This is a genomic window from Rubrivivax albus, from assembly GCF_004016515.1.
Classification (GTDB): Bacteria; Pseudomonadota; Gammaproteobacteria; order Burkholderiales; family Burkholderiaceae_C; genus Rubrivivax; species Rubrivivax albus.
The window spans coordinates 837,767-857,141 of record NZ_SACT01000002.1; the positions used below are offsets into that span (position 1 = coordinate 837,767).

A 19,375-nucleotide genomic window follows, 5' to 3' on the forward strand; every position below is an offset into this window, starting at 1 on the left:
TCCGCGGCAGCCCAGCGGCAGACCGGCAACCCTGATGAAGGCCCCATGACTCTCAAGCAGACTTGCGTACCGCGGCGTTCCGTCTTCGCTTCCGATCGCCGGGCCACCGTTCTGAGCCTCGACGCTTTCCTTGGGGGCAAAGTCCACGGCGGCGAGTTCTTCGACGAGAACTACTTCACCACCGGCATGCTGACGCTGGTCGACCGCGCGTTCCGGCACCTCGCCGGCAGCACCGCCGGTTCGTCGGTGTTCCTGCTGTCCCAGGCGATGGGCGGCGGCAAGACGCACAGCATGATCGCGCTGGGCCTGCTGGCCAAAGACCCAGAGTTGCGCCGCCGAGTGCTGGCTGAGCGCGACCCGGCTCCCAAACTTGGCCGCTGCCGCGTCGTCGGCTTCAACGGCCGCAGCACCGACGCCCCAGGCGGCATCTGGGGCTCGATCGCGGAGCAGCTCGGCAAGGCCGAGCAATTCGCCCGCTATGTGTCGCCCCTGCTCAGCGCACCCGGTCCTGAGGCGTGGAAGCAGCTCCTCGGCGGCGACCCCCTGGTGCTGTTCCTCGACGAGTTGCCGCCATATCTGGAGTACGCCGTCGCCGTGCCGGTGGGCCATGCGGACCTCGGCGTCGTCACGACCACGGCGCTGGCCAATCTCTTCGTCGCGGTGGCCGAGATGGACAACGTCTGTCTGGTTCTGTCTGACCTGGCGGGGACGAACTTTGCGATCGGACAGTCCAACCTCCAGGCCGCCTTTGACCGTGCCGTACAGGGCATCAGCGCCGAATCCAAGCGCATTGCCGTGCCCATCACGCCCGTCAATCCGAACGGCGACGAGCTGTACCACATCCTGCGCAAGCGCCTGTTTGAATCGGTGGCACCGAAGCCGGAGATTGAACGGGTGGCCGGCGCGTACCGCGAAGCGCTGCGCGAAGCCGCACGCATGAACCTCACGACCACGTCGCCGGAGTCGCACTACACCCGGGTCGTCGACGCCTACCCATTCCACCCCGACCTGCGTGAGCTGGTCGGCAAGTTCAAGGAGAACGACGGCTTCCAGCAGACGCGCGGCGTCATCCGCCTGATGCAGATGGTAGTGGCCGACCTGTGGAACTCGCGCAAGGCCGAGGCCAAGGACCTGATCCACCCGTACGACATCGACCTCAACGTCGACGAGATCGCGTCCGAGATCCGCACGATCAATCCCTCGCTCAGTGAGGCCATCGCCCATGACATCGCGCACGGCGGTGATGCCGAGGTCGAGCAGATCGACCTCGCCAACGGCAACCCCGACGCCTCCGAGGCGGCGCGCCTGATCCTGATCGCGTCGCTGTCGACGACGCCGGGCGCCATCCACGGTCTTCGCGAGTACCAGCTCGTCGATGCGCTGCAGCGCCCTGGCCGCGACCTGTCCACCTTCAAGGCCAACGTGCTAGACAAGCTCGCCACGCGGGCCTGGTATCTGCACAACTCGGCCGACGGGCGGCTGTTCTTCAAGAACCAGCAGAACCTCGCGGCCAAGCTGCGCGCCACGGCGCTGTCGCTGCACGCCGAGACGGTGGACCGCATGCTGCGCGAGCACCTGGAAGAGCAGTTCACCGCCAGCCTCCGCGACTGCTACCAGCTCGTGAAGGTGCTGCCCCCGCTGGACGAAGTGCAGCTCGAACAGGAGCGCACCACGCTCGTGGTCGTGCGGCCCGGCGGCCAGGCGAACCAGTTGCCGATCTCGGGGGACTGGCAGGCGTGGTGGCAGCAACAGCCCTACAAGAACCGCGTGCTCTTCCTCACCGGCTCGCGCGACACCTTCCAGAAGGTGATCGACGCCGCGCGCCAGACCCGCGCGCTGCAGAGCATCGAGGACGAGCTGCGTCAGGAGCAGACCCCCGCGGACGATCCGCAGTGGCGCGCGCTCGACGGCCTGCGCGACCGCATCGCGCTCCAGTTCAGCGCCGCACTGAAGGAAGCCTTCGACCAGATCGTCTACCCGTCGATCAACACCGCGATGCGCGCCACCGGGGTCGACCTGGCTTTTGCCGGCAACCGCAGCGGCGAGGCGACGATCCGCCAGACCTTGGAAGGTGCGCAGAAGTTCACCACGAAGATCGACGACGACGCCTTCCGCTCGCGGGCCGAGGCGCGGCTCTTCGGGGGCGCAGACAGCAAGGTCGTGCTGTGGGCCGACTTCAAACGCAACGCCGCAGTCAACACCAACTGGCCGCTGCACAAGACCTCGGCGCTCGATGACCTGAAGACCGACTGCCTGCGCCGTGGCCTGTGGCGCGAGGAAGGCAACCACGTTCGGCGCGGCCCCTTCCCGCCGCCCACGCCGTCGGTGGAGATCCGCGAGCTGTCGGTCGACGACGACGGCGACGGCCGCACCTACCTGAAGGTCGAGCCGCTGCACGCGCCGGCCGTCGTCTTCGAGACCGGCGACGCCGAGCCCACGCCAGCATCGAGCCCGGTGCCCACCCCCGCTCGCTTCGAGGCCACGGCCCTGCGTTACCGCTTCCTGGCGCATGACCCGGCCGACTTCACGCGTATCAGCCCGGTCAAGGAGTGGACGGCGCGCCTGCGGCTGAAGTACCAACTCCACAACCGTGGCGATCATTTCGAGGTCGAGTTGCGCGCGCTGCCGCTCGCTGGAGGCGTCGACATCCGCTACACCACGGACGGGTCGGCGCCGACCCATGTTGGCGCAGCCGCCTACTCTGGCGCGTTCCGCGTCCAGGCGGGAAGCCGGCTCGTGTGCGCTGTGGCGGTGGCCTCGGCCTTCGGCATTGCCTCGGAGGTGCTGCGCATCGCCATCCCGCAGCCCGGCGGCACGGGTCCGAAGCTCGATCCCGCCAGTCCGGCGCGCTGGATTCAGCGGACCAAGCTCGACGACAGTGGCGCGGTGTGGGACTTCATCCAGCGCCTGGACGAAGCCGCAACGGTGATCGCCTACGACCTGCAGCTCACCGCGGAGAGCGCCGACGGTCTGCAGCACGTCGAGTACTCCGGTGCGTTGGAGGTCGGCTACACGGCGGCGACGTTGAGGGCGTCCGCCGACAAGCTTCAGGAGATGGTGGGGGTCGGCACCTTGCGCATGACCGTGGGCTCGCTCGGCTTCGCGACGGGTCAAGCCCTCCTGGACTGGCTGCGGGCGACCAATCAGCCCTTCGACGCGGCCAAAGTGCAGCAGCAGGTTTGAGCGATGGCATCCGCATCCCGCTCCACGGGCCGCAAGGCCATCGGCCTGGGCTTCTTGCCTGATGAGGCGCGCCACGGCTTCCTGGTCGACGTGCCCAAGGGCAGTGGCCCGGGTGAGCTTGTCTGCATCTCCGAGCACCGCGGCGCCGACCTCGACCAGCTCGGCCACCGCCACAGCGCGGCGCCGAATCCGGCCGACACCGGCCTGCGTGTGCTGATCGATCGCACGCGCTGGCTCGCGCTCGCGCCCGCGTTCTGGGAAGAGGCCAACCGCCGCCTGCGCGCCAACGGCCTGCCGGTGGCCCGCTTCGTCAAGAACCCGGGCAACCCGGTGCCGCTGCACGCCTCGCTCGGCAAGGAGTTGTGCGTGCTGTGCTGGGCGGTGGAGGACGCGCCGCCAGACGATATTCCTAACGCGGTGCGCAACTGGGAGGCGCTGGCCCCTGAGGAGCGCTGGTGGCTCTACACGATGACGGTTGCCACCACGGGCCAGGCGCTGCAGAAGGGCATTGGCTGGCGCAAGGCGCTGCGCGCCGCGATCGCCGACAACCCTTTCGTCAAGGGCGAGGGCCTGTCGCCGCGTGCCCGGCGCGAACTGCTCGGGCACTCACAGCTCTCGCTCAGCCTGTAGAAATCTGATTCGCCGCTTGCCAATGCCCGCCTTCATTGAGACACAGTTCCCCATCGCGCGTCTGTCGGTTGAGTCCTACAAGGAGCGGAAGGGTGGCAACCAGACACTGACCCGCCTAGGCAAATGGTGGGGCCGCAAGCCGCTGATCCTGGTTCGAGCGGCCATCCTCGGTCTGCTGATGCCGTCTAGTAACGATGCGAAGAAGGACCGAGAGGTCTTCTTGCAGATCCTCACGATGGACGACGAAGGTGCCTGGGCGCGATGTAAGCCGGCTGCGCAACGCAAGCTCGGCCGCGCCGCGTTCGACGCTCTGTCCTACGCCGAGCGCATCGCAAACTGCGACCGACCGGAAAGTATCGCTGGCCCCTCTCCCCAGGCCTGGGCCGCAATCAACGCCCACCTCGGCACGAACGCGGGCAGCTTGCCGGAGCTGGTGGAGCAGCTTGGTCAACGTGAGCTCGGCCACCGGCCGCGTGTGGGCGACGCCTTCTGCGGCGGCGGATCGATCCCGTTTGAGGCGGCACGCATCGGCTGCGACTCCTTCGGTTCCGACCTGAACCCGGTGGCCGGGCTTCTGACATGGGCGAGCCTGAACCTGCTAGGGGGCGGACCCGAGGTGCAGAGGGAAGTGATGAGCCTACAGGCCGCGGCGATGAAGGCTGCTGACGAGCAGGTCACCACCTGGGGTATTGAGCACAACGATCGAGGCGAGCGCGCCGACGCATTCCTCTATTGCGTCGAGGTCAAACCCGAGGGCTGCGACTACTACATCCCGCTGGCACCAAGCTGGCTGGTCGGTGAGAAGAGTCAGGTGATTTGCCGGTGGCACCGAGTGCCTGGCTCTGACCGGCTGCGGCCGGAGATCGTGCGGGTCGATGCAGCGGAGGTACGGCGGTACAAGGCGAAAGAAGGCGCCACGGTGGCCGAAAGCCGAGTCGTCGACCCCTTCGATCCGGACCGGACCTGGAGCGTGGCAGCGCTTCGCGGGCCGGACGGTCTGCGGCGCTGGACCAGAGACGACGTGGTGCCTCGGCCGGGCGATGTGTTCCAGGAGCGCTTGTACTGCATCCGTTGGATCGATGCCGCTGGTAACCGCCGCTACGCAGTGCCCGATGACGACGACTTGCGGCGTGAGTCACAGGTGCTTGAGCTGTTGCGCGAGCGCTTCGATCACTGGCAGCGGCAGGGGTTCATTCCATCGCGCGCCATCGTGTCCGGCTACAACACTGAGCAGCCTATTCGCGAGCGCGGGTGGACTCATTGGCACCACCTATTCACGCCGCGGCAGCTCTTGGTGCACGGGTTGCTTGCGAAGTTTTGCAGTGAAATGGCGAGCAACACTACTAGCCGGTGTGCCAGCATGCTCTGCATCGGACGAATGGCGGACTGGGATTCGCGTCTTACGCGCTGGGTTTCAGATGCGTCGATGGGGCCGTCAGGATTTCTGTGTGTGAGGCGGTTGGGTAAATTGGCTGTTGGCTGATTTTTCTTCTGTCTTCAGGCCCCTGCCAGGCCGCCGGAGGCGCCCCGGTTGAGCCATGTACTCATGGTTCAACCCCTCAGCGGCCGGCGTGGGCCGCCGTGAACCGCTCTTCATACAGTATCGCGAACTGGTTCATCGCCTCGCGCCATTCCTTGGCCGCGCGGCCCCAGTCGGCCGTGATGTTGCGCAGGGCCAGCCAGATCAGCTTGGTGGCCGCGTCGTCGCTGGGGAAGTGCCCGCGCGTCTTGATGATCTTGCGCAGCTGGCTGTGGATGCTCTCGATGGCGTTGGTGGTGTAGACCACGCGCCGCACTGCCGGCGGGAAGGCGAAGAACGGGATCACGCGGTCCCAGGCCCGTCGCCAGGAGGCTGTCACCGTGGGGTATTTCTGGCCCCAGACGCCGCGCTCGAACTCATCCAGGGCCTGGGCCGCAGCCTCGGCGTTGACAGCCGTGTAGACCGGCCGGAGTGCCGCGGCCAGCAGCTTGCGGTCCTTCCAGCTCGCATAGTCCAGGCTGTTGCGGATCAGGTGCACGATGCAGGTCTGCAGCGTCGTGGCCGGGAACACCGCGCCCAGCGCCTCGCCGATGCCCTTCAGCCCGTCGGTGACGGCAATCAGGATGTCGGCCACGCCGCGGGTCTTCAGGTCGTTGAAGACCTTCATCCAGAACTTGGCCCCTTCCGTGTTCTCGATCCACAGCCCCAGGATGTCGCGCGTGCCGTCAGGCAGCACGCCCAGCGCCAGGTAGATCGCCTTGTTGCGCACAACGGCGTCCTCGCGGATTTTCACGCGCAGCGCGTCGAAGAAGACCACCGGGTACATCGGCTCCAGTGGCCGTGCCTGCCAGGCACCAACCTCGGCCATGACGGCGTCGGTGACCGAGCTGATGAACTCGGGGCTGACCTCGGTGCCGTACTGCTCGGCCAGGAAGGCCTGGATCTCGCGCACGGTCATGCCACGCGCGTACATGGCCACGATCTTGTCGTCGAACCCGGTGAAGCGCCGCTCGTGCTTGGGGATGAGCAGCGGCTCGAAGGAGCCCTCGCGGTCGCGCGGCACCTCGATGCGCACCGGGCCGTCCTCGGTCAGCACCGTCTTGCCGGTGCTGCCATTGCGGTGATTGGCAACGTCCTCGGGCTTGGCCGCGCCGGGCGGGTAGCCCAGGTGGTGCGAGAGCTCGGCGCCAAGCGCGCGCTCGATCAACGCCTTCTTGAAGGCCATCGACGCGGCTTGGACCGCCTCGGGGCTCATCGGCCCGGTCACGAACTGGTCAATAAGTTCCTTGGGGATGGTCGGCAACTTCGCCGCCGCGGCCTCGGCCGCCTTCGTCGTCTTCCTGCTTGGCATACATGCTCCGTCTGCTCATGCTATGCCTCGCACACAAATTTCCGGACAGGCTCGCGTCGATGGAGATTGGAGCCAACACATTCACCAACCAAGCCCTGAACACGCTGTTCAACTTCAGCGTTCGGCCCTTACCCAAGTACGACACGTCTTGGCCGGTCGTGCTTCGGACGGACGCGGCGTTTCCGTCCATTGAACGAACTGCGCGGGCAGGCGATGCGCGTGACGTCCGAGACGTCTGCGATCTCTGGATCACCGACCCGCCCTATGCTGATGCCGTTAACTACCACGAGCTGGGCGACTACTTCCTTACGTGGCACGAGACGCAGCTCGCTAGCGTATTCCCCGACTGGGCGCCCGACGCCCGCGCTGAACTTGCAGTGCGTGGCAGCGGTGATGATTTCCGGCGCTCGATGGTCGACGTCTACAGAAACTTGACCCAACACATGCCCGACAACGGGCTCCAACTGGTGATGTTCACTCACCAGAATCCATCTGTTTGGGCTGACCTGGGCATGATCCTATGGGCCGCCGGTTTGAAGGCCACGGCCGCTTGGACCATCAGCACAGAGACCGAGGCCGGGGGAATCAAGAAGGGCAACTACGTGCAGGGCACGGTGTGCTTGGTCCTCCGCAAGCGCATCGGCAATGAGCCCGGCTTCCTCGACGAGGTCTACCCGCTGGTCGAAGACGAGGTCAAGCGCCAGATCGCCAGCATGCAGTCACTGGACGAAGGGGGCGAACCCAACTTCAACGACGCCGACTACCAGCTTGCCGCCTACGCCGCAGCGCTGAAGGTGCTGACGCAGTACGGCAACCTCGACGGCCGCGATGTCGAGCACGAAGTGTTTGCGGTGCGCGCCAAGGGTGACAAGAGCGACTTCCAGACCGTGATCGAGCGCGCGCTGGTGATCGCCTGCGACGCACTGGTGCCCCGCGGGCTGGAAGCCGTCTGGCGCGAACTGACGCTGGCCGAGCGCTACTACCTGCGCGCGCTGGACATCGAAAGCCGCGGCGAACGCCGGCAGGGCATGTACGAGGAACTGGCCCGCGGCTTTGGCGTCACCGACATCAAGCCGCTGCTGATGAGCGACAAGGCCAACGGCGCGCGCATGCACACGGCCAGCGGCTTTGGCGCTTCCACGCTAGGCGCAGCAGCCGGCGGGACGGTTGGCGGCAACGCAGCGCTACCGGCGCGCCGCGGCCGCGCGGCTGCCGCCGGCCCGCATCCGTTCGCTACCGCTCCACTGCGCCAACTGTTGTTCGCGGTGCGTGAAACGGCCGTGGCCGACCTGGATCCTGAGCTCGGGCGCCAGTATCTGCGCGACACCTTCGGCCAGGGCTACTGGGCGCTGCGCGAGCGCTTCGTCGGCCTGCTCGACTGGCTGTCCGCGCTCGGCAACGCGGCGGGCATGGCCGAATGGGCGGAAGACTCGCAGGCGGCGCGCATCCTCGCCGGCCGTTTGCGCAACGACCACGCTTGAGCGGCCGCAAGCGATGCTGCGCCATTCGAGCCGCCGACAGAGCCTGGACCGTTCGGTGCTCGCCCAGCGACTGGTGGGGGCGGTGAGCTACGACCGCATCGCCGGCTACTTCCGCAGCAGCCTGTTCGAGGTGGCGGGCGAGGCGCTGCAGCAGGTGAAGGGGCCGGTGCGCATCGTCTGCAACTCCGACCTCGACCCGCAAGACCTGGTGACCGCTGCGGCTGCGCAGGCCGCGCTGCGCCGGAGTTGGTGCGCCGGCCAGCCCGAAGCCGCTCCACCTTCGGCGCTGCCGCGCTACCAGGCCCTGTTCGAGGCGCTCACGTCCAAGCGCATTGAGGTGCGTGTGCTGCCCGACGAGGCGTTCGGGCTGATCCACGGCAAGGCCGGTGTCGTCAGGCGCGCCGACGGCACGGCGACAGCGTTCCTGGGCAGCGTGAACGAGAGCGCCTCGGCCTGGAAGCTCAACTACGAGCTGCTGTGGGAGGACGACTCGCCCGAGACGGTGGCCTGGGTGCAGGAGGAGTTCGACGCGCTGTGGAACGACCCGCGCGCGATGGACCTGGCCGTGTGCCCGTTCATCGCGCAGGACGTGCAACGCATCGCCACACGGCGCGTGATCGAGCCACCCGAGTGGAAGGCTGGGGGTAACGAGCAGACCGCCGCCGCGGCTGCCGCGGTCGAAACGCCGGTGTACCGTCGCGAGCAGGGGCTGTGGCCGCACCAGAAGTACTTCGCGCAACTGGCGTTGCAGCGTCACCGCCTTGGCGGCGCGCGGCTTGTGCTGGCCGACCAGGTGGGCCTAGGCAAGACAGTGCAACTGGCGATGGCCGCGCTGCTCATGGCGCTGGACGATCCGGACGGCGGCCCTGTGCTGGTGCTGGCGCCCAAGCCGCTGCTGCAGCAGTGGCAGGGCGAGTTGATGGAGCTGCTGCGGCTGCCTTCGGCCCGCTGGAATGGCCGCACCTGGGTGGACGAGAACGACTTGGAGTACCCGTCGGACGGAGTTCGCTCGCTCGGCAAGTGCCCGCGGCGCATTGGCCTTGTGTCGCAGGGACTCGTGGTGCGTGGCCAGCACGAGGTGCTGCAACGCTTGCTGGAGCGGCGCTACACCTGCGTGATCGTCGACGAGTCGCATCGTGCCCGCCGCCGCAACATCCCCAAGGTCGACGCCGGGCCTGACGAGGTTGACGAGCGGGCCGACCCGAACAAGCTGATGGCGTTCCTGAAGGAGATCGGCCCGCGCACGAAGAGCATGCTGCTGGCCACCGCGACGCCGGTGCAGTTGCATCCGGTGGAGGCTTGGGATCTGCTGGACATCCTTTCCCAGGGTAACGACGGCGTGCTCGGCGGGTGGACACGATCCAGCCCCTGGTTTCGGGCTGCCCACTGCCTGGATGTTGCCACCGGGGTGGCTCAGGTGCCGACCGAGGCGCGGAGCGGCTGGGAGTACGTGCGCGACCCGCTGCCAGCGCGAGCCGAGGGCACGCCGTTCGACCGCATCCGCCGCAGCATCGACGCCGACGACCGAGACTGGCAGTTCACGCCCGAGACACTCGACAAGCTCTCTCCGGCCATCCGCCGCGTGCAGTTACAGAACGGCGCGCTGCCCGGCTACGGTGAGCAGTTCAATCCCCTGCTGCGCTGCATTGTGCGGCGCACTCGCGGCTATCTGGAGTCGACCATCAATCCGGCAACAGGCGGCTATTTCCTGCCCAAGGTGACGGTGCGGCTGTTCGGCGAGGATGCGGACGATGCGGTGACGCTGGGTGGGTATCTGCGTGACGCCTATGAGGAGGCCGAAGTCTTCTGCCGGCTGTTGCAGCAGCGGGTGCGGGGGGCAGGCTTCTTCAAGACGCTGCTGCTGCGGCGCCTGGGCAGCTCGATGGAGGCCGGGCGCGTCACGGTGACGAAGCTGCTGGGGGCGGCGCCGGACGAGCCGAGCGACGAGGACGATGACGACATCGACGACGACGCGGCCGACGATGGCGACAACCCCGCCGCGCATCGCGCACCGTCGGACTTCAAGGACTTCACGAAGGCGGAAGTTGCCTCGCTGAGCCGTTGCCTGGAACTGCTGCGACAGGGTGGCAACCGCGACCCGAAGCTCGACGCCGTGCTGGGCTACCTGTTCGGCGGCCGGGAAAGCGGTGGCGAACGCTGGATCGATCGCGGTTGCATCCTCTTCTCGCAGTACTACGACACCGTTCGCTGGGTGGGCGACGAACTCGCGCAGCGTCCGGATATGTCTGGGCTCGAGATTGGCTTGTATGCCGGCAGTGGCCGGTCGGGGCTTTGGAGCGGCGGTCGTTTCCAGCGATGCGACCGGGAGTTGCTGAAGGCGCGCGTGCGTGCCGGTGAGCTGAAGGTGCTGCTGGGCACCGATGCGGCATCGGAGGGCCTGAACCTGCAGCGCCTGGGCACCTTGATCAACATCGACCTGCCGTGGAACCCGACGCGACTGGAGCAGCGCAAGGGACGCATCCAGCGCATCGGCCAGGCGCGCAGTGAGGTCTGGATCGCCAACCTGCGCTACCGCGGCTCCGTGGAGGACCGGGTGCACCAGGTGCTGGCGGAACGCCTTGAAGCCATCCACCAAGTGTTCGGACAAATTCCGGACACGCTGGAGGATGTTTGGGTGCGCATCGCGTTGGACGGCGAGCAGGAGGCGATGCGGTTGATCGACCGCACGACGGCCACGCGCAATCCGTTCGATGCGAAGTACAGCAAGGTCGAGGACGCGGACTGGGAGACCTGTTCACTGGTGCTCGACCCGATCGCAGTCAAGGAGCAACTGTCCCGAGGTTGGTCGTGACTTCGGGTCGGCGTGGGCCGAACGCCAAAGCGGAACCTCCGTACTCGCGGGCCGTGTTCGAGCGGCTTCGAGAAACTCTCGACGTGCAGTTTCGGGGGGACTCAGTCGTCGCGGGCGATGACGGCTACATCAAGCCGAACTACGAACTTCGGGATGATGGCGCGTGGCTGCGCGCGAACGACGTTGAGGACTCGTTCAACTGGACGCCCGCCTGCGACGTGGCGGCTGCCCATGACGGCCCAGATCCCCTGACCACGCCAGCACTGCCGTTTCCCTTCACCGCGCGGCAGCTTGCGGCATTCATGCTGGACGGCTGGGGCTGGTTTCTGCACCAAAGATTTGTCGGCGACGACGGGCTGCTGGATGTCGAGACGGCGCAAGCGCTGCTGGGAGGTGTTCGCGATGCGAAGCCACGCGAGGCGATCGAAGCGGCGCTCGCCGCTCTGGTGCAGGCGCGCCATTTCGTCGGCGAGCCGGACGCCGAATTGGCCAAGGCAGAGAAGGTCGCAGCGAGTACGTTTGACGCACTAAACGCCAAAGCCGAGAAACTGCACGACTGGCGCGCGAAGGGCATCAGCGAGCAGGAGCGTGACGCGCGCGTGCAGCGACGCAACGCGATGACGGATTCCGCGAAGGCTGCTCTGAGGCAAGCTCAAACCGCCCAGCACGAGGACCACAAGGCTTGGCGCAGCAGGATGGTCTTGTGGCTGCTGGGCGCGGGCGACAGAAAATACTCGCGTGACGAGTGGCAGGCCCTGCTGAAGCTGGAGCAGGCATCCGCCTGGCTCGCCGGACATGCGCCCGATCCTTCGCCGGAAGAAAAGCGGGAAGAGTTGATCGGCTGGTACGACGCGACCGTGAGAGCCGACTACTGGTTCGGGATTTCGAGTGTCACTGCGGTCGAAGCGGCACAACTCCTGTCTTGCGAGAACCCGCACGACCCAGATTCCGCGAACTGGCTCGAGACGACGACTGAGCACTTGAACCCGGAGGCGAAGCGCGAGCTGTTGCGCGGCTTTGACGACGAGGGCGGCAAACGATCGTTGACCGAGTGGCTGCAATGCGCCAAGAGCAGGGGATGGCGGTACGACCCGTGGATCGAGCACTACATCGCGGCGAGGGGTGACTCGCTGCCGTGCCCCACAAGAGGGGTGCCAGCAGAGGAGACAAGCCAAGCGCAGCGACAGGCGCGGCGGTATCAGATGTGCGTCGATGCTGGCCTGGTTATGCCAACGAACGACTACGCGAGTCTGCCGCGCGGTATCAGTGCCTTGGCTAAACAGGAAGGCATCACGCGGCAGGCGTTCTCTGAGGACGTGAAGGCCCACATACGCCGACTGAACGGCAGGTAGTCGGCAGGCAAACGGCAGGCGCCTACCTGCCGAGTTCTGCCAAACAGTGCGAAGCCATGTGTTCCCGGACGGGCCGGGGACGCCTTACCAAGGCGATACATGGCACACGAACTGGAAGCCGCAATGATCCTGCGGCGCAAGCAAGTCGAGGCCGCCGGCTGCGGCAGCCGTTCGACGATCTACCTGCGCATCGAGCAGGGCCTGTTTCCTAGGCCGGTCAAGCTCGGCGCGCGGGCAGTGGGTTGGCCGGCGCGCGAGGTGGCCGCGATCAACGCGGCGCGGATTGCCGGCAAGTCCGACGACGACATCCGCAAGCTGGTGCAGCGATTGCACGCGTCGCGCTGCGACGGGGCTATGCCATGACGGCGCTCCACAAAGGCGAAAGCCCGGTGGGGGCCGGGCTGACGCGGGAACAGAGCAATGCGGACGACCTGCATTCTGCCAAGGTGCGCGGCTCTGCGCACGCGCTGCGCGTGATCGAAGGCGAGCGCAAGGCCCACGAGTACCTGGCGCGGTTGCAGGCCAGCCAAGCCGACCCCGACGAGCTGGCGCTGATCGTTGCCATGCTCTACGGTGCGGCACTTCGGGGCTTCTGCCGCGTGCTGGCCAAGGCGCTGGGGGTCAACCATGCATGACCCCGCGCAAGCCTTCAAGGCGGCGATCCTGGCAACGCTGGGCAATGCGCCAGAGGCGATCGAGCCCGGCAAATTGCATCGCTTTCCCACCTCGGACAAGCGTGGCGACAACGCGGGATGGTGCAAGCTCTTCGCCGACTGCCGTGGCGGCGTGTTTGGCTGCTACCGGGCCGGGATGTCGGAGACTTGGCGTGCCGACCGCGATCGACCAATGACGCGCCAGCAGCGCGCCGAGTTGGCGCGGCAGATTGCCGACGCAACGGTCGAGCGCGAACGCCAGCAGCGCCAGCAGTGGGCCGGCAACGGCCGGCGCATTGCCAAGCTGCAGGCCGAACTGGTTCCTCTGGTGCCAGGTGACCCGGTGACGCTGTACCTGAAGCGCCGGGGCTTCGGCGGGGTGTGGCCGCTGCCGGCATCCCTGCGCCTGCATCGCGCGCTGCCCTACTGGACCGAAGAAGGCGAAAAGCTGGGTACGTTCCCGGCGATGGTGGCGCCGTTGGTAACGACGGGTGGCCGAGTCGTCGCGCTGCACCGCACGTATCTGACGGCTGACGGCCGCAAGGCGGACGTGCCGACCGTCAAGAAGCTGACCGCAACGGCGGGGCCGCTGGCCGGCGCCTTCATCCCCTTGCACGCACCGCAGCGCGGTGTGATCGGCATGGCCGAGGGCATCGAAACCGCGCTGGCCGCGTGGCTGGCATCGGGCGTGCCGACGGTGGCCGCCTACTCGGCGGGCAACCTCGCGGCGTGGCAGTGGCCGGCTGGCGTGCAGCGCGTGGTGATCTTCGCGGACAACGACCGTGCCGGCCGGGAAGCGGCGGACACACTGAAAGCCCGTGTCCTGGCCGCCGGCCTGCGTTGCGCGGTGCTGACGCCGACCGACGACGGCGCTGATTGGTGTGACGTGTGGGCACAGCGCGGCGCGGTCACTGTCGCGGCCTCGGAGGCCGCAGCATGAATGCGCTGTTGAACGACCTGACGCTGATCGCGACAGCAGCCGACCCGGCAGTGTTGGACGCGGTGCAAGAGCAGGATGCCGAAAGGACCACCGCCGCTGCCGACGCTGTGGTTGTGAAGGCCGAAGCCGGCGACATCGGCGCGCCGTTTGAGTCCGTGGCATTGGCGACGCTGCGCAGTCTGAAGGCGCAAGACCTCGCGGGTTGGGTGCGGCTGCGAGAGCGGCTGAAGCGAGCCGGTGTGGGCGTCACCGAGCTGGACAGGCAACTGCGTCACGGCGACGGCGCACCGCCGGATGAAGACGAGTCTGTGGCTGACCGGTTGATCGCACTGGCGCGCAGTCAGTGCGGGTTCATGCATGACGCGCAGCGTGAACCCTATGCCGTGTTCGAGGCGTCCGGCGCACGTCAGGTGCATGGGGTGTTGTCCAGTGGCTTCAGCGACTACCTGAGCCACGCCTACTACACCCAGCACGACCGCGCGCCGACCGAGCAGTCCCTGAAGGTGGCGCTGGCAACGCTGCGTGGGCAAGCCCAGTTCGAGGGCGAAGCCTGCGAGGTGTTCACCCGCATTGCCAAGACCGAGTCGGGCTACTGGCTGGATCTGTGCAATGACGCTTGGCAGTGCGTGCAGGTGACGGCGACTGGCTGGGCCGTTGTCGCTGGCGCTGGCGCCCCGCTGTTCACCCGCAGCGCATCCATGCGACCGTTGCCGGTGCCCGAGCGCGGCGGCACGCTGGATGCGCTGTGGCCGCTGGTCAACGTCCCGGCAGCCGACCGCCTGATGGTACTGGCCTGGATGCTGGAATGCCTGCGCTCAGACACCCCGCATGTGGTGCTGGAACTCGTGGGCGAGCAGGGCAGCGCCAAGAGTTCGACACAGCGGGCGCTGCGGCGGCTGATCGACCCGAATCAGGCTGACCTGCGGGCCGCGCCGAAGTCCGTGGAGGACGTGTGGATCGCGGCGCGCAACTCGCACATGGTGAGCCTGGAAAACTTGAGCCATCTGCATCCGCAGTATCAGGACGCGCTGTGCGTGCTGGCCACCGGCGGTGGCTACTCGGCGCGCACGCTCTACACCAACGCCGAGGAAACCATCCTCGAACTGCGCAAGCCCATCGTGCTGAACGGGATCAGCGTGATCGTGACGGCGCAAGACCTGTTGGACCGGTGCCTGCATCTCGACCTGCCGACCATCCAGCAGCGCGAGCTCGCCGGCGCCATGGAGGCGCGGTTCGAGGCCGCGCAGCCGGCGCTGCTGGGCGCGCTGCTCGACCTGTTCGTCAAGGTTCTGGCGATGTTGCCCAGCGTGCAGATTCCGCCCGAGCAGCGGCCGCGCATGGCCGACTTCGCGGCGTTGGGCGAAGCGGTGTTCAGGGTTCACGGCGAACCGGCCGGCGCCTTCCTGGCCCGGTACAACGCGATGCGCGAGGACGGCGTGAGGCGGACCATTGATGCGTCACCTGTGGGCGCTGCGCTGGCCGCGTATCTGGCCGACGTGCCCGGCGGCTTCAACGGCACGTTGTCCGAACTGCTCGACCGCCTGGACCGCTATCGCCCGCATGGCGAAGCCTGGCCGCGTACGGCGAAGGGGCTGGGCGATGCGCTGCGGCGGTTGGCACCTGCGCTGCGGCTGATCGGTTTCGAGTGCAAGAGCCTGCCCAAGACCGGCGGCGTGATCCGGTGGCACATTCTTTCCAGGCCCCAGCCGGCAGAACCATGTCCTGCAAGTCCTGCAAGTCCTGCCGGCCCGGAGTCCGCCACGCCCAAGCCGGCAGGATCGGGCCCCGTAGCAGGACATGCAAGACATCCAGGACATGGACCTGAGAGTCAGGCTCGCGGGAAAGTTGTGCCGCTGCCTCAAGTCGCAGCGGTGGCCGACGACGGCGGCGAGGTCTTCTGATGGGCGCCCCCGAGCTCTTGCACTACCTGCGCGGCGCCGGCTTGGTGCTGACGCTGACGCCAGGCGGTGCACTGCACGTCGCGCCACGCAGCGTCCTGACCGACGACCACCGTGCGTTGATCCGGGCCGAACGGGATGCGCTTGTGCTGGCGCTGCAGGCCGAGGCCGAACCACCACCGACCGCACCACCACCGCGGCGCAGCGGCAACCCGCTGATGACGCCCGACCAGGGTGACGAATGCCACGCAGGCGGCTGGAACGATGCCGAGATCGATACCTTCCAGCGACGTGAGGTCAGGTTCACCCGTATGGGCAGGGCCGCCGACGCCGAACACTTGGCCGAACGGCTGACGCTGCGCGACCGCCAGCTCGACGACCGGCGGCTGTGCCTGGAGTGCTCGGCGCTGACCGAGGGTGGACGCTGCCATTTGGCTGCGCGCGGGCGTCTGCCTGGCGTTTCCCGGCGGCTTGAGCCGGTCCAGACCATCCTTCAGCGGTGCGAGGGGTTCACGCTGGCCCCTGGCCTGACCTGATCCGATCAACTCCGAGGAAAGACATGGCACGCAAGAGAAAGGACGCCGAGCTGATCCGGGGCCGGGCCGAGCACCGCCGTACTGAGGGGGACTACGTGGGTGTGCTGCTTGGTGCTGTGACCCTTGAAGACTGGCGCGACGTAGTGAACGGCGCCAAGGCGGCGGCGAAGGCCGGTGATCCCCAGGCGCGGGCTTGGCTGGCGCAGTACCTGATGGGCCGCCCCGGCGGCAAGGCGCCCACCCCGCTCAACATCGTCGTGCAGCAACTCAATGGTGCTGATCCGTTGGTGGATCGGCTAGCTGCGCCTGCAATCCACCGCCAGAAGTACCCCGGCATGCACGCGAACGACGGCTGGGAGGCGCAGATTCGGGCGCTGGTAGCCGCTGAGCTGGCCGACAAGGTGCGGGCAGTGGAAACCATCGAAAACCCAGCAGTAGCGCGGCTTCCCGACGAATCGGGCGACTGACCCGCTGCTGCATCTGACTAATGTTTTCGGAGAATCCTGGAGGGGCAACGCATGGGAGGCATCGGCAGCGGGCGGCGATGCGGGAAGGACTGCACTGACGACATGCAGGCCCTGGATGTGCGCAAGCTGCAACGTCAACGGTTACTGACTCTCGGCAACTCGTTGACGTGGAGCTGGTCAGTCAACGGCGAGACCTGCGCCGCGATCAACCTGCTGGTGGGCTTTGACCGGGTGACGTTGAACTACCGTACGCGCGAGCGCGGCGGGGACTGGCGGCCGATGCGGTATCCGGTGCAGATGACCTGGACCGCCTGCAACTACGGTGGCAGGCGCGCGTGGTGGCTGTGCCCTGCTTTGGGCTGTGGCCGGCGCGTGGCCGTGCTGTACGGCGGCACGGTGTTCGCGTGTCGCCACTGCCACCGCCTGGCCTATCGGGTCCAGCGCGAAACCGACGACGACCGCGCGGCGCGGCGGGCCGACTCGATCCGGCGCCGGTTGGGCTGGGAGCCCGGCATCCTGAACGGCAACGGGCTGAAGCCGAAGGGCATGCACTGGCGGACGTTCGAGCGGCTGCAAGCCGAGCACGACGAGCACGTCGGCGTTGCGCTGGCCGGCATGGCAGGGCGGCTGGGGCTGCTCAGCAAACTCACTGAGGCGCTGAGACCGCCCTGATCGAGTCGGACACGCGTCGGCTGTGTGTCCAAGTTTGTGTCCAAGCGTGCTACGCGAAGGTCACAAGCCCAGCATCCATGCGGGTTTTCGGCGGATCGCTACATCCTGCATCGAAAGCCTCCCCGGCGCGGTGACCGCTCAGCCGCTGTGCGGCCGCTTGCCCGGGTTCTTCTTGCTGCGCGTGTGCGAGCCACGCTCCAGGCTGCGGCGCTGGCCGGCGTTCATCTTGATGCGCTCGCCGGGCAGCGGCGGGGTGGCGCGGCGGTCAGCTTCGGTCTTGATCTTGTTGCCCATGGTGTGCTTCAGGCTGAGGTTGGCGGAACCCGCAATTAGGCCACAGCCCGGCCGTCAGCGGGGCGGGGCCTCATGCCGGTCCGGCAACAGGTAGCGAGGGCCGTCGCCGCCGAGCGCGGCCCGGTCGCCGGGGTTGAACAGCCGGCAGCGCTGCAGTGACAGGCAGCCGCAGCCGATGCAGCCGTCGAGGTCGTCGCGCAGCCGGGTCAGCACGGCGATGCGTTCGTCCAGCGATGCGCGCCAGCGGCGTGACAGGCGCGCCCAGTCGGCTGCCGTGGGCGTGCGCCCGGCCGGCAGGGCGGCGAAGGCTGCGGCCACGTCGGCCAGCGGCACGCCCATCGTGCGCGCGGCGCGGATGACGGCCACGCGTCTCAGTGCGCTGCGGGGGTAGCGGCGCTGGTTGCCGCCGGTGCGTGCGGCCGGCAGCAGGCCCTGGGCTTCGTAGTAGCGCAGCGCTGACGTGGCCACACCGCTGCGCGTGGCCAGCTCGGCGATCGTGAGGGTCGGGGTCTCGGCCATCGGCGTGTGCCCACCGGCGGCCGGCAGGGCTTGACTTCAAGTGGACTTGAAGTTTGACACTGCCTGCTCCCGAATCAAGGAGCCCGAGATGACCCCCCGACTGGAACATGCGAACCTCGCCGTGCGCGACATCGACGCCACGCTGCGTTTCCTGACCACGGCCTTGCCCGACTTCCGGCTGCGCTTCGACGGCCTCGACGACCAGGGCCGGCGCTGGGTGCACGTGGGCACCAACGAGGCCTACCTGGCGCTCTACCCCGCCAGCCACGACAGCGCCGAACGCTGGGTGCCCTATGCCGGCGCCCCGGGCGTGAACCACCTGGCCTTCGTGGTCGACGACGCCGAGGCCGTGCGCCAGCGGCTGGCCGCTGCCGGCTACCGCGACAGCACGGTGGCCAACCACCACCCGGCGCGGCGGCGCGTGTACTTCCTGGACCCGGATGGCAACGACTGGGAGTTCGTGCAGTACCTCAGCGACGACCCCCGCCGCCGCCACGACTACGGCGACGCCCGCCCCGGGCCGGTCAGTGGCCCTCGAAGCTGACCAGCGAGAACACCGGCACACCGGCCGCCTTCAACCGCGCCGAGCCGCCGAGCTCCGGCAGGTCGACGATGGCGGCCACCTCCACCACCTCGGCGCCCAGGCGCTGCAGCAGCTTGTGGCCAGCGAGCATGGTGCCGCCGGTGGCGATGAGGTCGTCGATCAGCACCACGCGCTCGCCGGGTTTCACCGCGTCGGTGTGCACCTCCACCGTGGCGCTGCCGTACTCCAGTTCGTAGGTCTCCTCGAAGGTGGCGAACGGCAGCTTGCCCTTCTTGCGGATGGGCACGAAGCCGATGCCCAGTTCGTAGGCGACCACCGAGCCGATGATGAAACCGCGCGCGTCCAGCCCGGCGATGGCGGCGGGCCTGGCGTCGAAGTAGCGGTGCACGAACTGGTCGATCAGGACCCGGAAGACGCGCGGGTTGGCCAGCAGCGTGGTGATGTCGCGGAACATCACGCCCGGTGCCGGCCAGTCGGGCACGGTGCGGATGTGGGCGCGGATGTAGTCCGCGGGTGCAACCTGGTGTTCGGCGGGGATGTCGGCGGCCATGCCGCGATTGTCG

18 protein-coding genes are annotated in these 19,375 nt (G+C 67.7%); 14 read left to right on the forward strand and 4 right to left on the reverse strand.

Going from position 1 to position 19,375, the window contains the following annotated elements; translation table 11 throughout:
* Positions 1-45: 45 nt before the first annotated feature.
* Genes ENE75_RS10045 through ENE75_RS10055 form a run of 3 tightly spaced genes read left to right on the forward strand, consistent with a single transcriptional unit; the run spans position 46 to position 5,296 of the window.
* The gene (locus ENE75_RS10045; protein WP_128198115.1) at positions 46-3,183 is read left to right on the forward strand and encodes a DUF499 family protein; all 3,138 of its coding nucleotides are present in this window, start codon (positions 46-48) and stop codon (positions 3,181-3,183) included.
* Positions 3,184-3,186: 3 nt separating this feature from the next.
* Positions 3,187-3,813: a DUF3780 domain-containing protein gene (locus ENE75_RS10050; RefSeq protein ID WP_128198116.1), complete on the forward strand. Its 627-nt coding sequence runs from the start codon at positions 3,187-3,189 to the stop codon at positions 3,811-3,813.
* Between the two features lie 22 nt (positions 3,814-3,835).
* The gene (locus ENE75_RS10055; protein WP_128198117.1) at positions 3,836-5,296 is read left to right on the forward strand and encodes a DUF1156 domain-containing protein; all 1,461 of its coding nucleotides are present in this window, start codon (positions 3,836-3,838) and stop codon (positions 5,294-5,296) included.
* Between the two features lie 76 nt (positions 5,297-5,372).
* Here the strand turns inward: ENE75_RS10055 and ENE75_RS10060 are convergent, their stop codons facing one another.
* On the reverse strand, positions 5,373-6,644 hold the full coding sequence (locus tag ENE75_RS10060; RefSeq protein WP_128198118.1) for an IS256 family transposase: 1,272 nt from the start codon (positions 6,642-6,644) through the stop codon (positions 5,373-5,375).
* A 2-nt stretch (positions 6,645-6,646) separates the two neighbouring features.
* On the opposite strand from ENE75_RS10060, the gene ENE75_RS10065 reads away from it, so the two are divergent.
* The 10 genes from ENE75_RS10065 (at position 6,647) to ENE75_RS10110 (ending at position 17,455) form a co-directional block, all read left to right on the forward strand.
* Positions 6,647-8,125: a hypothetical protein gene (locus tag ENE75_RS10065; protein WP_128198119.1), complete on the forward strand. Its 1,479-nt coding sequence runs from the start codon at positions 6,647-6,649 to the stop codon at positions 8,123-8,125.
* 13 nt (positions 8,126-8,138) lie between these two features.
* Positions 8,139-10,937, forward strand: a complete 2,799-nt coding sequence (locus tag ENE75_RS10070) for a phospholipase D-like domain-containing anti-phage protein (protein ID WP_128198272.1) — start codon at positions 8,139-8,141, stop codon at positions 10,935-10,937.
* 53 nt (positions 10,938-10,990) lie between these two features.
* The gene (locus tag ENE75_RS10075; RefSeq protein ID WP_128198120.1) at positions 10,991-12,289 is read left to right on the forward strand and encodes a hypothetical protein; all 1,299 of its coding nucleotides are present in this window, start codon (positions 10,991-10,993) and stop codon (positions 12,287-12,289) included.
* Between the two features lie 123 nt (positions 12,290-12,412).
* Positions 12,413-12,652 (forward strand): helix-turn-helix transcriptional regulator, encoded by a 240-nt coding sequence (locus ENE75_RS10080; RefSeq protein WP_233259005.1) that lies wholly within the window; start codon positions 12,413-12,415, stop codon positions 12,650-12,652.
* Positions 12,649-12,924 carry a hypothetical protein gene (locus tag ENE75_RS10085; protein ID WP_128198122.1) on the forward strand — a complete coding sequence of 92 codons (276 nt, stop codon included), beginning with the start codon at positions 12,649-12,651 and terminating at the stop codon, positions 12,922-12,924. Before ENE75_RS10080 ends, ENE75_RS10085 begins: the two co-directional genes overlap by 4 nt.
* Positions 12,917-13,882 (forward strand): toprim domain-containing protein, encoded by a 966-nt coding sequence (locus ENE75_RS10090; protein ID WP_128198123.1) that lies wholly within the window; start codon positions 12,917-12,919, stop codon positions 13,880-13,882. Before ENE75_RS10085 ends, ENE75_RS10090 begins: the two co-directional genes overlap by 8 nt.
* Entirely contained in the window at positions 13,879-15,783 is a 1,905-nt protein-coding gene (locus ENE75_RS10095) for an AICE element replication initiation protein (protein WP_128198124.1), read from the forward strand. Before ENE75_RS10090 ends, ENE75_RS10095 begins: the two co-directional genes overlap by 4 nt.
* Before the next feature lie 41 nt (positions 15,784-15,824).
* On the forward strand, positions 15,825-16,316 hold the full coding sequence (locus ENE75_RS10100; protein ID WP_128198125.1) for a hypothetical protein: 492 nt from the start codon (positions 15,825-15,827) through the stop codon (positions 16,314-16,316).
* A gap of 23 nt (positions 16,317-16,339) precedes the next feature.
* On the forward strand, positions 16,340-16,783 hold the full coding sequence (locus tag ENE75_RS10105) for a hypothetical protein (protein WP_128198126.1): 444 nt from the start codon (positions 16,340-16,342) through the stop codon (positions 16,781-16,783).
* A gap of 102 nt (positions 16,784-16,885) precedes the next feature.
* Complete coding sequence (locus tag ENE75_RS10110) at positions 16,886-17,455, forward strand: hypothetical protein (protein WP_233259006.1); 570 nt, start codon at positions 16,886-16,888, stop codon at positions 17,453-17,455.
* Positions 17,456-17,593: 138 nt separating this feature from the next.
* On the opposite strand, the gene ENE75_RS25085 is transcribed toward ENE75_RS10110, so the two are convergent.
* Positions 17,594-17,749 (reverse strand): hypothetical protein, encoded by a 156-nt coding sequence (locus tag ENE75_RS25085; RefSeq protein WP_199232257.1) that lies wholly within the window; start codon positions 17,747-17,749, stop codon positions 17,594-17,596.
* Positions 17,750-17,803: 54 nt separating this feature from the next.
* On the reverse strand, positions 17,804-18,268 hold the full coding sequence (gene soxR / locus ENE75_RS10115; protein ID WP_128198128.1) for a redox-sensitive transcriptional activator SoxR: 465 nt from the start codon (positions 18,266-18,268) through the stop codon (positions 17,804-17,806).
* 88 nt (positions 18,269-18,356) lie between these two features.
* On the opposite strand from soxR, the gene ENE75_RS10120 reads away from it, so the two are divergent.
* Positions 18,357-18,812 carry a VOC family protein gene (locus ENE75_RS10120; RefSeq protein ID WP_128198129.1) on the forward strand — a complete coding sequence of 152 codons (456 nt, stop codon included), beginning with the start codon at positions 18,357-18,359 and terminating at the stop codon, positions 18,810-18,812.
* On the opposite strand, the gene ENE75_RS10125 is transcribed toward ENE75_RS10120, so the two are convergent.
* Positions 18,793-19,362: an adenine phosphoribosyltransferase gene (locus tag ENE75_RS10125; protein ID WP_128198130.1), complete on the reverse strand. Its 570-nt coding sequence runs from the start codon at positions 19,360-19,362 to the stop codon at positions 18,793-18,795. The genes ENE75_RS10120 and ENE75_RS10125 overlap by 20 nt on opposite strands.
* Positions 19,363-19,375 lie beyond the last annotated feature (13 nt).

Excerpts from the sequence above, each read along its gene's own strand:
- ENE75_RS10045 (WP_128198115.1), top strand. The coding sequence starts at position 46 with ATGACTCTCAAGCAGACTTGCGTACCGCGGCGTTCCGTCTTCGCTTCC.
- ENE75_RS10050 (WP_128198116.1), top strand. The coding sequence starts at position 3,187 with ATGGCATCCGCATCCCGCTCCACGGGCCGCAAGGCCATCGGCCTGGGC.
- ENE75_RS10055 (WP_128198117.1), top strand. The coding sequence starts at position 3,836 with ATGCCCGCCTTCATTGAGACACAGTTCCCCATCGCGCGTCTGTCGGTT.
- ENE75_RS10060 (WP_128198118.1), bottom strand. The coding sequence starts at position 6,644 with ATGCCAAGCAGGAAGACGACGAAGGCGGCCGAGGCCGCGGCGGCGAAG.
- ENE75_RS10065 (WP_128198119.1), top strand. The coding sequence starts at position 6,647 with ATGCTCCGTCTGCTCATGCTATGCCTCGCACACAAATTTCCGGACAGG.
- ENE75_RS10070 (WP_128198272.1), top strand. The coding sequence starts at position 8,139 with ATGCTGCGCCATTCGAGCCGCCGACAGAGCCTGGACCGTTCGGTGCTC.
- ENE75_RS10080 (WP_233259005.1), top strand. The coding sequence starts at position 12,413 with ATGATCCTGCGGCGCAAGCAAGTCGAGGCCGCCGGCTGCGGCAGCCGT.
- ENE75_RS10085 (WP_128198122.1), top strand. The coding sequence starts at position 12,649 with ATGACGGCGCTCCACAAAGGCGAAAGCCCGGTGGGGGCCGGGCTGACG.
- ENE75_RS10090 (WP_128198123.1), top strand. The coding sequence starts at position 12,917 with ATGCATGACCCCGCGCAAGCCTTCAAGGCGGCGATCCTGGCAACGCTG.
- ENE75_RS10095 (WP_128198124.1), top strand. The coding sequence starts at position 13,879 with ATGAATGCGCTGTTGAACGACCTGACGCTGATCGCGACAGCAGCCGAC.
- ENE75_RS10105 (WP_128198126.1), top strand. The coding sequence starts at position 16,340 with ATGGCACGCAAGAGAAAGGACGCCGAGCTGATCCGGGGCCGGGCCGAG.
- ENE75_RS10110 (WP_233259006.1), top strand. The coding sequence starts at position 16,886 with ATGCAGGCCCTGGATGTGCGCAAGCTGCAACGTCAACGGTTACTGACT.
- ENE75_RS25085 (WP_199232257.1), bottom strand. The coding sequence starts at position 17,749 with ATGGGCAACAAGATCAAGACCGAAGCTGACCGCCGCGCCACCCCGCCG.
- soxR (WP_128198128.1), bottom strand. The coding sequence starts at position 18,268 with ATGGCCGAGACCCCGACCCTCACGATCGCCGAGCTGGCCACGCGCAGC.
- ENE75_RS10120 (WP_128198129.1), top strand. The coding sequence starts at position 18,357 with ATGACCCCCCGACTGGAACATGCGAACCTCGCCGTGCGCGACATCGAC.
- ENE75_RS10125 (WP_128198130.1), bottom strand. The coding sequence starts at position 19,362 with ATGGCCGCCGACATCCCCGCCGAACACCAGGTTGCACCCGCGGACTAC.